At 74.1% G+C, this 11,275-nt stretch carries 11 protein-coding genes; 4 read left to right on the top strand and 7 right to left on the bottom strand.

The genetic code is table 11. The features are described from left to right. Positions 1–339: 339 nt before the first annotated feature. Together AB8Z75_RS25360 and AB8Z75_RS25355 are read right to left on the bottom strand one after the other, a co-directional pair. Complete coding sequence (locus AB8Z75_RS25360) at positions 340–750, bottom strand: hypothetical protein (RefSeq protein ID WP_369205805.1); 411 nt, start codon at positions 748–750, stop codon at positions 340–342. Between the two features lie 10 nt (positions 751–760). Further along, complete coding sequence (locus AB8Z75_RS25355) at positions 761–1,522, bottom strand: hypothetical protein (RefSeq protein WP_369205803.1); 762 nt, start codon at positions 1,520–1,522, stop codon at positions 761–763. Between the two features lie 302 nt (positions 1,523–1,824). Between AB8Z75_RS25355 and AB8Z75_RS25350 the strand changes: the two genes are divergently transcribed. The 3 genes from AB8Z75_RS25350 to AB8Z75_RS25340 all read left to right on the top strand — a co-directional run bounded on the left by AB8Z75_RS25350 (position 1,825) and on the right by AB8Z75_RS25340 (position 5,724). Next, positions 1,825–2,556, top strand: coding sequence for a Crp/Fnr family transcriptional regulator (locus tag AB8Z75_RS25350; RefSeq protein WP_369205801.1), 732 nt, complete (start codon positions 1,825–1,827; stop codon positions 2,554–2,556). Between the two features lie 228 nt (positions 2,557–2,784). Beyond that, the gene (locus AB8Z75_RS25345) at positions 2,785–5,433 is read left to right on the top strand and encodes an AAA family ATPase (protein WP_369205799.1); all 2,649 of its coding nucleotides are present in this window, start codon (positions 2,785–2,787) and stop codon (positions 5,431–5,433) included. Between the two features lie 51 nt (positions 5,434–5,484). Next, positions 5,485–5,724 (top strand): hypothetical protein, encoded by a 240-nt coding sequence (locus AB8Z75_RS25340; protein WP_369205797.1) that lies wholly within the window; start codon positions 5,485–5,487, stop codon positions 5,722–5,724. 384 nt (positions 5,725–6,108) lie between these two features. Here the strand turns inward: AB8Z75_RS25340 and AB8Z75_RS25335 are convergent, their stop codons facing one another. Next, positions 6,109–6,801 carry a maleylpyruvate isomerase family mycothiol-dependent enzyme gene (locus tag AB8Z75_RS25335; protein ID WP_369205795.1) on the bottom strand — a complete coding sequence of 231 codons (693 nt, stop codon included), beginning with the start codon at positions 6,799–6,801 and terminating at the stop codon, positions 6,109–6,111. Between the two features lie 55 nt (positions 6,802–6,856). Next, a complete protein-coding gene (locus tag AB8Z75_RS25330; protein ID WP_369205807.1) occupies positions 6,857–7,417 on the bottom strand; it encodes a nitroreductase family protein in 561 nt (186 codons plus the stop codon). 311 nt (positions 7,418–7,728) lie between these two features. On the opposite strand from AB8Z75_RS25330, the gene AB8Z75_RS25325 reads away from it, so the two are divergent. After that, positions 7,729–8,307 carry a universal stress protein gene (locus tag AB8Z75_RS25325; RefSeq protein ID WP_369205793.1) on the top strand — a complete coding sequence of 193 codons (579 nt, stop codon included), beginning with the start codon at positions 7,729–7,731 and terminating at the stop codon, positions 8,305–8,307. A 3-nt stretch (positions 8,308–8,310) separates the two neighbouring features. On the opposite strand, the gene AB8Z75_RS25320 is transcribed toward AB8Z75_RS25325, so the two are convergent. The 3 genes from AB8Z75_RS25320 to AB8Z75_RS25310 all read right to left on the bottom strand — a co-directional run. After that, positions 8,311–8,868, bottom strand: a complete 558-nt coding sequence (locus tag AB8Z75_RS25320) for a type 1 glutamine amidotransferase domain-containing protein (protein WP_369205791.1) — start codon at positions 8,866–8,868, stop codon at positions 8,311–8,313. A gap of 189 nt (positions 8,869–9,057) precedes the next feature. Continuing rightward, positions 9,058–9,951, bottom strand: a complete 894-nt coding sequence (locus AB8Z75_RS25315) for a polysaccharide pyruvyl transferase family protein (protein WP_369205789.1) — start codon at positions 9,949–9,951, stop codon at positions 9,058–9,060. Further along, positions 9,948–11,275, bottom strand: a 1,328-nt coding sequence (locus AB8Z75_RS25310; RefSeq protein WP_369205787.1) for a glycosyltransferase family 9 protein, incomplete at its 5' end; no start/stop codon positions are given. The genes AB8Z75_RS25310 and AB8Z75_RS25315, both read right to left, overlap by 4 nt.

The raw sequence follows: 11,275 nt of genomic DNA, 5'->3' as shown, positions 1-11,275 counted from the left end.
GTGCGAACGCGGTGGTGCACGGACGCGTTCCCGGGCGGGATTTCGAGGTGCGCGTTTTCCTGGAAGGGGAAGGGGCGACGGGAGCCGCTGCCGTGCGGGTCGAGGTGTCCGACACGCATCCCTCGCTGCCGGTGCGCCGCGCCCCGGACTCCGTGAGCGAGGGCGGGCTTGGGCTCGTCCTCGTCGACACATTGGCGTCGTGCTGGGGGGTGCGGCCCAGGACGGGCCCCGGGAAGACGGTGTGGGCCCGGGTCGAGGTGGCGTGCCCTGCCGTTCGGGTCGGGGGCGGCACGTAGGGCTGACCTGACCGGGCCCCGGGGCCCGGGGCCCGGGGCCCGGTCAGGCGTGCAGGTCGCCGTGCTGGACGGCGATGACGGTGCCGGAGTCCCTGGCGTCGTTGGTCTGCTCGAAGAGGACGGTACGGCGCTCCTGCGGGAGTGCGGCGCCGACCTCGGCGGCCAGTCTGGCCAGATCCTGGCGGCAGGAGGAGTCCCGCTGCAGGAGAGCCGTCAACTCCAGGGTCCACACGCCGAGCAGTGCCCGCCGCACGTCATCGGGTGCCGCGGCCTCGTCGACGAGGGCGGCGTTGCTGTCGAGTTGCGCCGCGATCGCGGCGCGGCGGTCCGGTGTCTCGTCGCGGTGGAAGAGCCGGAGGACGGCTCCTCTCGTGTTCTGCCACAGGTCCGTCGCCATGGCCGCGACGACCGCCGCGGCGCCCGCCTCGGCGAGGGCCGTCAACTCCTGGGTCACGAACGCTCCTTCACTGCCCGCGGGGCCCGCGGGTGAGGTGGATGTTCTGCGTACCGTTCTGCGTCGCGTAGACGACGCCGTTGCCGGAGGCCCGGTTGATCATCTTTCCCGGGGCCGGGGCCGTTTCCGGAAGGGGTGGGGCCTCGTCGTCCGGGGCCGTGCCGTCGCGTCCGGGCGCCTGCGCGGCGCCCGCGTACCCGGGCAGGTGCAGCCAGGCGTCCGCGGTGTACTCCTTCTCCGCGAGGGCGATTCTGTCGAAGGTCTCCGGTTCGATGCCGGGGTAGCCGTGGCGCACCGTCTCGTCGTAGAAGTGCTGCGAGACCAGCAGCGAGGCGGTCACGGTGTCCGGGGCCGCGTCGAGGGCGGCCCGCGCCTGCCGGGCGTCGAGCATCCTGGCGAGGACTTCGAGGGGGCGTCCTGTGACCTGCCCGTCCTGGCCGAGGCAGACGTCGCCGGCGTGCAGCGCGACGCGGACCCGGATGCTGGTCAAGGGCCCCGCCATGCGGTTGTGAGCGCGCAGGCGGACGGCGAGTTCGGGGAGCAGCGGGTGGATCAGCCGCCTCTTGCGGACTCCGGCGGGCGCGGTGATCCGGAAGCCGTCGCCCAGGTCGTCACGCAGGCAGGCGTCCCAGTCGATGCCGCTCTCTTCGAGGGCCTCGCGCAGCGACTGGCGCAGCACGTCGCGGATCCGGTGCAGCGCCACGTTGCCGCGTGCCGCCGAGTGTGCGATGTCCACGGCCAGCAGGGCCCGGTGTTCCAGTCTCGGTTCCATGCGTCCTCCACGGCGGCAGCGGCGGCTCCTCACGTTCCCGTGTCCGCCGAGCGCCACGATGCACGGTGGGCGGTGCCCAGATCCCGTCGCCGTACGGGATTCGGCCGAAATTCGCGGGGCGGGTTGTCGGAGAGACCCCACCCGCGGCGCGTCGCGCGGCGCACACTGGTCCTCCGGCGCGCACTCCCGCGTACGGCGGAGCACGCGGGGATCGAAGGAGCCCGACGGACCAGGAGCCGGGCAGAAGGCCGGGCAGGAAGCCGGCATTGAGCCGAGTGGGAACAGGCGAGCGAGGGGGGCACGTGGGGGACGCAGGCACCTGTGGGAACGCCCGCGGTGGACGGTCGCGTGCGGGCCCTCGCTGGCCCTCGCCGAGCCTGCTGGGCGGCCTCGCCGGCGCCGCGCGCGACCACCTGCTCACCCTGGGCGTGCACGCCAGGTACGAGGCCGATCGCGTCCTCATCCGCGAGGGGGAGCCGTCCGGGTTCGTCCTCGTCCTGCTCGGCGGCGTGGTGAAGGTGACCGCGCGTACCCATGACGGGCGGGACGCGCTGCTCGCGGTGCGCATGGGCGGCGACCTGGTCGGCGAGTTCGCCGCCGTGGACGGGCGTCCGCGCTCGGCGACGGTGGCCACGTGCGGGGCCGTGGCCGCCAGGCTCGTCACCCGTGGCGACTTTCTGGACTGCATGCGCCGGGAGCCGCGGATCGCGCATGCCGTCAACGCCTCCATCGTGACCAAGCTGCGCGCCGCCAACAGGCACCGCATCGACTTCGCCGGGTGCGACGCCGGTACCCGGCTGGCCCGGGTACTGCACCAGATCGCGATGACGTACGGGGAGCCGCAGGGCGCCGGAGCGGTCATCCGCTGGCCCCTCACCCAGCCGGAGTTGGCCACTCTCTCCGGTGCGGCGGAACCCACCGTGCACAAGGCCCTGCGCAGGCTCCGCGAAACAGGTGTGATCTCCACGGGGTACCGGTCCGTCACGGTGGAGGATCTCGCCCTGCTGCGCAGCGTGGCGTTCGCCGCCCCCTGACGTGACGTGACGTGGGTGGCGTGGGTGACGTGACGTGGGGTGAGGCGACCCGGGGGACGTGCGGGGGAGGGGGCGGTGGCCGCCTCCGAGGCGGTCGTGGAGGAATCGAGCAGAAACCGTCGTGTGACGGGATCGCCGCACCGGGCCGTTCCTAGTGTGGCGCACGGAGACCGAGGGGCGAGGACACGGCCGCGTCGACGCGTGGCCAGTAAAGGCGGTGGTGAGGTCATGGAACAGCCGGAAGACACGAACGAGGCGGCGACCACCGGCCCCAGGCAGGACGGTGACCGTGACCCGGACCAGGCGGCCGGGTACCGGGTGGACGTCGGCGGCTCCGCGAGCGGGCCGGTGATCGCGGGCCACCACAACGTGGTGGTGGACGCCCAGCACGGGTCAGCCGTCACCCTGCTGATGGCGGGGCAACGGCCCCGGCCCGTACGCCGGGACCGCGTCGAACTGCTGCCCGGGCGGCGACACACCCCGCTGGGCCGGAACGCGGAACTGGCGGCCCTGGCCGACGCCGTCGGCTCCGGCGGCCCGGTACTCCTGTGGGGGCCGCCCGGCGTCGGCAAGAGCACCCTGCTCCGCCACGCCGCGCGCACCCTCTCGCCGGGACCCGACGGCGTGCTGTTCCTGTCCGCCGCCCACCGGGAACCCCGGGACCTGGCCCAGGACATCTTCGAAGCCTGTTACGACACCGACGGGTACGCCCCCTCCAACACCGAACTGCGCCGCCTGATGGCCGGTGTGGAGGTGACGGTCTACCTCGACGACGCCGACCTGACCGCCGCGCAGTTACAAGAGCTCGTGGACGCGGCACCCGACGCGACGTTCGTCCTCACCAGCCGCGAGCGGGTACTGCTCGGCGCGGGCACGGCACTTCGGATCAAGGGACTGGACCGCGCCGCGGGCCTGGAACTGCTGGCCCGCGAACTCGGCCGCCCCGCACCCGAGGAAGCGCAGGCCACCGCCGAGCTGTGGCAGGCCACGGAGGGCGTGCCCCTGCTCCTCCTGCGCGCGGCGGCCCTCGCCCGGCGCGACGCCTCCGGCAGCGTGCTGCTGCCGCGGCCCGGCGCGAGCGCGGAACTGCTGCCGCTGCTGCTCGACCAGCTCGACCGGGACACCGCGAACGTGCTCCGCCTCCTGGCGACACTGGCCGACGCCGAACTGGCGCCTGCGCACATCAGCGCACTGGCCGACGTGCCCGAACCCTCCGCCGTGTGCGGACGCCTGGTGAACCTCGGCCTGATCACGGCCACGGGGGGCGGGTACCGGTGTGCCGCCGACGTCGTACCGGCCGTGCGGGAGCGCCACCCGGAGCCCTTCCCCGCCGAGCGCCTGTGCGTCTACTTCGCGCGGTGGGCCGCGCAGCCGTCCACCCCTCCCGCCCACGTCGCCGACCACGCCGGGGCCCTGGAGCGGGCCGCCGAACTGGCCGAGCAGGCCGGGCGCTGCGACCTGACCGTCGACCTCGCCCGCGCCGCCGCCCCGGCCCTCGCCCGCGCGCTGCGGACCGACGCGTGGGGGCGGATGCTCGACATCGGACTCGAAGCGGCCCAGCGCACGGGCGACACCCGCGCCGTCGCCTACTTCACCCACGAGAGCGGCGTGCGGAGCCTCGTCACCGGCCGCCGTGTCGTGGCGGGGGTCCTGCTGGCCGAAGCCGTGGTGCTCTGGCGCCAACTCGGTGACCACGCCGGCGCCGACGCCGCGGCGGGCGCGGGACAGTACGCGCCCGCCCCGCCCTCGGCCCCCTCGGCACCCGACGGAGGCGCCGCGACCTCCCCGAACGGCGACGCCGCCCCGCACGGCGACGCGGGTTCGGTGGGCGACGCCGGCTCGTACGGTGACACCGGTTCGTACGGTGACGGCACCGCGGGGCAGGCCGGAAGCGGCGGCGGCTCCGGCTCCGGCTCCGGCTCCGGAACCGGTCCCGGCTCCGGCTCCGGCCCAGACGGTTCCCCCGCGGACAGCGGCACGGCCCCGGACGCCACCGGGGCTCCCGACGCCACCCCTGACAGCGGCCTCACCGCCGACCCCGGTCTGACCGACCACCCGGCGGCTCACACGGGGGAGTTCGCCCAGGGCCCGGCCGGTTCAGGGCCCGCGCCGGACCCGTCCAGCGCCACGACGGCGCAGGTACCGCCCGGCGCGGGCGAAACAGGCAGCACGGCAGGCGGCACAGCGGGCAGCACGACCGGCAGCGCGACCGGCGGCACAGCGGGCAGTACCCATGCGGGTGCCTCGGCCGCGACGGGGGCCGCGACGACGGGCGGCGCTTCCGTGGGAACGGTGGTGCTGACGACGCTCGCCGTCGTCGCCGCCGTCGCCATCGGCGGGGTCGCCTACAACAACCACCAGGAGTCGGAAGCGCGGAAGGACCTGGCCACCCTGCCGACCCCGACACCGGCCCGGGACACTCCCACGCCCGGGCTGGACCTCCCCACCCGCGACGCGCCGGACCCCACACCGAGCGAGGAGACCACCGAGCCGCCGGAGCCGACGTTCACGCGGGAACCCGACCCGGAACCGACCCCGACCCCTACCGGGCTCGCCGGGACCTGGAGAGACAGCCAGGGTGACGTCTTCTCGATCTCCGAAAAGGCACCCGGGGTCTACACCATGAGGATCGGCGCCTGCGGTGGCGGTTTCACCACCGCGGAGTTCAGGGGCGGCAACGGCACCTACCGCGGGAATCCGTCGGTGTCCGCGCACGTCAACGGGTCGTGCGCCCGTATGGACCTCAGCGCGACCATCACCCTGGCCGGTGGCGAGGACAGCGACACCGGCCAGTACACGAAACAGCTGCGTGCGGGCTCCTCGCAGAACGTCCAGTGCACCACCTGTGGGACACGAACGATCACCCGCCTGCGGTGACGCCGGACGCCTTCTTCCGCCCGCTTCCTCCGCCTTCGATGGGAGACACCCATGGCACCCCCACCAGACAACCGCTACTCCGTCCGGATCGGCGGTGACGCCTCCGGCCCCGTCGTGGCAGGCCACGACAACCACGTCGAGGTCCAACAGGCCCCGGCTGCCGACGCGTCGGCAGAGGGCGGGAACACCCCGAACACCCAGACCAACACGGCGAACGACAACGCCAGCGTCTACACCGTCATGAACGGCGAGCTGCACATCCACCAGACCGAAGGGACCGACCGGGCCTAGTGGTCGTCGCAACACCGTACGCCCCCGCTCCGCGAGGAACGAGGTCACCCGGTCGATGAACTCGTCCGTCCGCTCGAAGAGCACCACATGTCCGGCGTCGAGCTCCGCGTACGCGCTGCCGGCGATCGCCTCGTGCAGGGCGTGGCTGTGCTCGACCGGGACGGTGGCGTCTTGGCCGCAGCCGATGACCAACGTGGGCGCCTCGATGCGCGGCAGTAGCGCGTGGACGTCTACGCGCAGGTTCAGGTCCACGTGGCGAAGGGCGCCCGGCGTGGGCGGCAGATGGGGAATCAGCTGCCGACTGGAGCCAGGAACGACGAGACAGCAGCTCGTGACGGGTCGGTGACTCGACCCACTCAAGGCGTGGCGGGGCACCGCTCAGTGTCAGGGCGTCAAGGTGCCGGCCAGGATGCGCAGTCCCGCCTCCCGGTCGCCGGCCCAGGTGTAGGCGGCATCCGCGCTGCGTATCCGACCCCACAGGAGCAGTACCAGCTGTTCCGCCGTCGCTGTGAGCGTGGCCACGGCCCTGCCAGGGCCGTACACCCATGACGTTCCGGTGTCCGTCGCGTGCAGTCGCAGGGCGTGCTGCGGGCGCTGGGCTCGTCCCCGAGCTACCTGCCGGGGCGCCATCGTGTCGAAGACCTCGGCCACGCCTTCGCCGGCCAGGACCGCGTCGAGCGGTCGACTGTGGCCCAGTGCGTTCTCGGCATCCCAGCGGTGAATGAGCGCCTCCAGCGCACGGCGCCGCTGCCAGAAACCCACCGTGTGCGGCGGGTGGAAAGTCCAGGCGCTCGCACTCGGGTCGGTGTCGAGGGCCCTGAGTAGAGTCTCCGAACTCTCCTCGAACCACCGCAGGAACGCATCGGGATCACGCGGAGCCGAGGTGGCCTCGTGCCCGCCGCGCTGCTCGGTGACTGCAGCCGCCGCCCACAGATTGGAGCTGCCCAGGTGCTCGGCCAGGTCGCGGAGCGTCCACTCGCCGCAGTGTTCGACGGGTACAGACAGATCACCATCGAGGCATGCGCGGAACGCGTCGAGTTCGTTGCGCAGGTGCTGCAGCAGAGATTCCGAGTCCATGACCAGCGAACCTAACCCAGCCCACTGACGTCGTGCCCCGGACCCGCCCCGTCGCCTACTCCGCTGGTGACCACGGAGCGGAGCGCAAGTGCGCGACGCTACGCCGGTCACGGGCCCCTGACGGCCTGTCAGCCGCCGTGCCCACCGCGACCATGGAGACGATCACCCAGCCCGGGTTCGGGTCCAGCTCCTTGGTGAGCCCCTCCAGATCGAAGGCCCGGAACTGGTGGACGGCGAGTCCCATAGCCTGGGCCTGAACAGTCATGTGGGCGATGGCTTGGCCGAGGTCGTAGTCAGCGAATTCGGAGTAGGGCAACTGTGTGTCCTCAACGTGCCGACGCGTCAGCGTGACGACGAGCAGGCTCGCATCCGTCGCCCAGCGGGCCGAGCTCGGCGCAAGGTGAGGGAGCACCCGGTCATGCTCCGGCTCACCGGGCCTGCCCATGAAGAAGCCCCACGGCTGTGAGTTTCCCGCCGACGGTGCCCACCGCGCGGCTTCCAGCAGCAGTTCGAGGGCATGGTCGTCGACCACTGCCGACGGATCGAACCGGTAGGGGCTGAAGCGCCCGGCAAGCAGTGGGTGTATGCCGCTGGGCGGCTCATGAGGATGGCGCACGTTCCGCTGCAACCGGCGTCCGTGAGTGCGTATTCCGGCCGGTGCGGGCACAGACACCGGCCACGCCAGGCGATCTGTCAGAGCGCAGATCAACGAGGGGAAGCCCGCACATTGCTCATCCTCGATGCGCGCCCCAGTCGGTGGCCCGGCGCAGTGGCCCGGAAAACCCCTCCACCCCGTGAGTAACTCCAGTCCAATCGTCTGTCATTGGCTCTGTTCGTGAGGGCCAATCCGCACCACACTGCTGTCTCGGCAACGGCTGCTGGGCGGGCCGTGGCCGAAGGAACGGCAGGCGAGGAAGGATGAGTGCGATGGGGGACGGGTGCGACCTGAGCAGCAGAGCCGAGCTCACGAGGCCCGCACGCGGGAGCGCGGGGCGGCTCGTCGTCGGCGTGAGTGGCTCGCTCGCCAGTCTCGCGGCCCTGCGCGCCGGGGCGCGTGAGGCGCGGGCGGGCGGCCGGACGCTGGTGGCGGTCCTGGCGTGGGAGCCGCCGGAGGGCGAGTCGGCGTACATGCTGCGCCCGGACCGGGCGTGGGCCCGCCACTGGTACGGGGAGGCGCGGGCACGGCTGGAGGCGGCGTTCGACGAGGCGTTCGGCGGCGATCCGCCCGGGGTGCGCACCGTCGGGCGCCGCGTGGTCCGCGACCAGCCGTGGCGCGCCCTGTGCACGGTCGCGGACCGGGCGGACGACCACCTGATCGTGGGAACGCGCGCCCCCTCGCGCGCCGTCTTCGGCTTGGGGGCGCGGTACGGTCCCACCACCCGCAAGGTGCTGGCGCGGGCGGGGTGCCCGGTGCTCACCGTCCCCGCGCCCCGCTTCCCGCGCCACTACCGCACCATGCTGCGGCGCGCGAGAGCGGACGACTTCCGCTGCCTGCCCGCGGGGTGAGGCTCAGGCGGGTTGCAGCGCGCCGGTGAACTCCCGTACGACGGCGGTGCAGAAGGCGGGCAGATCGTGCGGGCCGCGGCTGGAGACGAGCCGGTCGTCCACGACGACCTCCTCGTCGACGACCTCGGCGCCCGCGTTGCGCAGGTCGGTGCGGATGCTGGGCCACGAGGTGAGGCGCCGCCCGCTGAGTGTGCCCGCCTCGGCCAGGGTCCAGGGGCCGTGGCAGATGGTGGCCACCGGCTTCCCGGCCTCCATGAACTCCCGCGCGAAGCGCACCGCGTCGGGGTCGGTGCGCAACTGGTCCGGGTTCATGGTGCCGCCCGGCAGCAGCAGGGCGTCGTAGTCCCGCACGGAGGCGTCGGCCACCTGCTTGTCCACGGGGAAGGTGCCCGCGGGGTCGATGTCCATCTGGCGCGCGTTGATCTGACCGGTGTGGAGGGAGATCAGCTCCGTTTCCGCGCCGGCGCCGTGCAGCGCGCCGCGCGGCTCCTCCAGTTCGACGCGTTCGACCCCGTCGGTGGCGAGAATGGCGACCTTCTTGCCGTGCAGTTCCTCGGTCATGGTGTGGTGTCCCTCCGCTGTCGGTGCCGGCTCCGTGTCCGGCGTCCGCTCACCACAACAGGCTCCCATCCGGCTGCCCAAAGGTGTCAAACGGGACGAAACGCGCGAGCGCCCGGCCCGTGTCACGAGCCCGCCCGTGTCACCGGGAGCCTGCATGCGTCACCGCGAGCCCGCATGCGTCACCGTGAGTCAGCCGTCGAGGGCGCGGTGCAACAGCCCGGCCAGGGCGTCGGGGAGCGGCGCCGCGGCGTGGGCGGCGGCCCGGGCGCGGCCGTCGGTGCGGGCCCAGTCCCACCAGTGCTGCAACGTCTCCCCGTCCAGCCGCTCGGCGGGGATCACGGCGGGCCAGTCGAGCGCCCGTGCCTGGGCGCTGACCTTCGCCCCGCCCGCCACGGGGTCGACGGCGATGACGGGCACGCCCACGCGCAGGGCGAGCACCAGCCCGTGCAGTCGGTTGGTCACCACCAGGTCGGACCGGGCCAGGAGGGCGTCCACCTGCTCGGGAGTGGCGCACAGCCGCCAGTCGCGGGTATCCAGCCGCGTCTCCAGCGGCAGCCGTGCGCAGTCGTGCGCCCCCAGCCAGGCGGTGAGGCGCCGCACCGTCTCCTCGTGGCGGCGCTGCCCCGCGTACTCGTGCTGTCCCGCGGTCAGCACGGTGGCCACCACGCAGGGCGGCTGCCGGGGAGGCCGGGTGCCCGCCGACAGGTCGGGCCTCGGGGCCGTGGACGGTGACCCGTCCCGGGCGATCACCTCGGCGAAACCGCGCACGGCACGCGACCCGGGATCGATGACGGAAACGCCCACGGCGAGGCGGCGGCAGTGGGCGAACTCCTCGTGCAGCGCCTCGACCTGCGGGCCGTGCAGCGGCCCGCAGACGAAGACCAGCACGTCGTAGCGTTCGGGGCGGACCGTGGCCAGCGAGAGCTCGCCTGGCCGGAAGGCCGGGCTCCACGCCACGTCGTACGCCAGCCCCACCTCGCGTGCCACGCTTTCGACGCGGCGCAGCGCCAGCACGTCTCCGGCGGTCGCCTCCCCGTCCTCGAAGCTGAACCACCCCGCGAGCAGCGCCCGTCGGAAAGTCACGGCGCTCCACCCTCCCCGCCCGCGGGGGGCGCGGCGGTCGCGGGCACCGTTCCCTCCGCCGCGCCGCACGCGGTGACGGCACCGGTGCCGACCCCGCCGCCTGCCCCCGCACCGTGCGCACCCGAACCGTTCCCGTTCGTCGCCTTCCCGCCCCTCGCGTTCGTGCCCGTCGCCTTCCCGCCCGTCGCGTCCGCGCCCGGCTCCCTGGAGTCCGTACCGTGCGGGGCTTCGTCGCCGGGCAGCCCGGGGCCCGGGTCCTCCAGCCGTGCGCAGGCGTGCAGCACGTCGGCCGGGTGCAGCCGCAGCAGGCGGGGGTCGGGGGAGGTGCCGTGCGGGTCGCCGGGGCGCGCTCCTTCGCCGGGCCAGGGGCGCCACAGTGCCCGGTGCCTGGGGTGCGGCGGCGGGCCCCACAGCGCGGGGGAGACGGGGCCGAACAGGACGACGGAGGGGGCGGCGAGAGCGGTGGCGAGGTGGGCGACGCCCGTGTCGCCGACCACCACAGCGCGGGCCTGGGCCACCAGCGCGGCCAGCAGTTCGAAGGGGAGCCCCGAGGCGCCGCCCGGTACCGCGCGCGCCGGGAGCCCGGCGCGCGCGGCCACCTCGTGCGCCAGTGCGAGTTCGCCGGGGCCGTGCGTGATCACGACCTCGTCGCCCCGCGCCCGCAGTTCGCGTGCGACCCGCGCGAACCGTGCGGCCGGCCACCGCCGTGCGCCCGCGTCGGCACCCGGGTGCACCAGCACGGCGCCGGGCGCGGGCGAGGGCACCTCGGGACGGCCGAGCAGCAGGTCGTCCGGGTCCGCGGGGATGCCGTACCACCGCAGCAGGCGGCACCAGCGCAGCCGTTCGTGCTCGTTCTCCCGCCAGGCGGGTGCCGAGTGCTCCGCGTAGGCCAGCAGGCGTGCCGGTGCGCTCGCCGCGAGCGCGTCGCGGCTGGGCGTGCCGTTGCCGTGCAGGTCGACGGCCAGCCGGGGTGGCGGCCACGGCCAGGCGAGTGCGGCGGGGACCTCGCGTGCCGAGCCGCCCGCGGGCAGCAGCACGTCGGCGACCTGGGCGGCGCGCGCCGCTGAGGCCAGCCAGGCCGGTGCCGCCAGGACCAGTTCGTTCTCCGGTTGGGCCCGGCGCAGCGCCCGCAGCGCCGGTACGGCGGTCAGCAGGTCGCCCAGCCCCAGCGCCCGCAACACCAGCGTCCTGGGCTCTCCGGCCCGGACCCCGGCCCCCTCGCGGAGAGCGATGGGCCGCTCCTCGCCACCCTGTTCGGGGGCCGGGTCACCGACGGGAGGCCGTCCCACCGCGCCGGGGCCGCTCCCGCTCACGACTCCACCCC

The sequence above is a fragment of the Streptomyces sp. PU-14G genome (assembly GCF_041028275.1).
Lineage (GTDB): Bacteria > Actinomycetota > Actinomycetes > Streptomycetales > Streptomycetaceae > Streptomyces.
Note: the sequence above shows the minus strand (reverse complement) of the source record. Positions and strands in the feature narration are given on the sequence as shown.

Coding starts and splice junctions, on each gene's coding strand:
- AB8Z75_RS25355 (WP_369205803.1), bottom strand. CDS start 1,522: ATGGAACCGAGACTGGAACACCGGGCCCTGCTGGCCGTGGACATCGCA.
- AB8Z75_RS25345 (WP_369205799.1), top strand. CDS start 2,785: ATGGAACAGCCGGAAGACACGAACGAGGCGGCGACCACCGGCCCCAGG.
- AB8Z75_RS25340 (WP_369205797.1), top strand. CDS start 5,485: ATGGCACCCCCACCAGACAACCGCTACTCCGTCCGGATCGGCGGTGAC.
- AB8Z75_RS25335 (WP_369205795.1), bottom strand. CDS start 6,801: ATGGACTCGGAATCTCTGCTGCAGCACCTGCGCAACGAACTCGACGCG.
- AB8Z75_RS25325 (WP_369205793.1), top strand. CDS start 7,729: ATGGGGGACGGGTGCGACCTGAGCAGCAGAGCCGAGCTCACGAGGCCC.
- AB8Z75_RS25320 (WP_369205791.1), bottom strand. CDS start 8,868: ATGACCGAGGAACTGCACGGCAAGAAGGTCGCCATTCTCGCCACCGAC.